Annotated in this window: 1 protein-coding gene; it reads left to right on the forward strand. The window is 38.4% G+C overall.

The features are described from left to right. Nucleotides 1-251, forward strand: a 251-nt coding sequence (locus H4J67_RS20390) for a hypothetical protein (protein WP_220471682.1), incomplete at its 5' end; no start/stop codon positions are given. Between the last annotated feature and the right edge of the window lie 440 nt (nt 252-691).

The following is a 691-nucleotide window of genomic DNA, read 5'->3' on the forward strand; positions in this document are numbered from 1 at the left end:
TGCTGAATTTATTTCAGTATCTGGTTTTTGTAGAGCAAGTACAGATCCTGAAACAAGTTCAGGATGACGGAGTAGTATTCAGGATTACGGAGAGTGTTTTGTTTATTATTCGTATTTTCTCACTCTCATGTCGTCATGCTGAATTTATTTCAGTATCTGGTCTTCGCGCACTCTCATGTCGTCATGCTGAATTTATTTCAGTATCTGGTTTTTGTAGAGCAAGTACAGATCCTGAAACAAGTTCAGGATGACGGAGTAGTATTCAGGATTACAGAGAGTGTTTTGTTTATTATTCGTATTTTCTCACTCTCATGTCGTCATGCTGAATTTATTTCAGTATCTGGTCTTTGTAGAGCAAGTACAGATCCTGAAACAAGTTCAGGATGACGGAGTAGTATTCAGGATTACGGAGAGTGGTTTGTTTATTATTCGCATTTTCTCACTCCCATGCCGTCATGCTGAATTTATTTCAGTATCTGGTCTTTGTAGAGCAAGTTCAGGATGACGGAGTAGTATTCAGGATGACGGACAGTGGTTTGTTTATTATTCGCATTTTCTCACTCCCATGCCGTCATGCTGAATTTATTTCAGTATCTGGTTTTTGTAGAGCAAGTACAGATCCTGAAACAAGTTCAGGATGACGGAGTAGTATTCAGGATTACGGAGAGTGTTTTGTTTATTATTCGTATTT

The organism is Colwellia sp. BRX10-4 (genome assembly GCF_014077465.1).
GTDB lineage: Bacteria > Pseudomonadota > Gammaproteobacteria > Enterobacterales > Alteromonadaceae > Colwellia_A.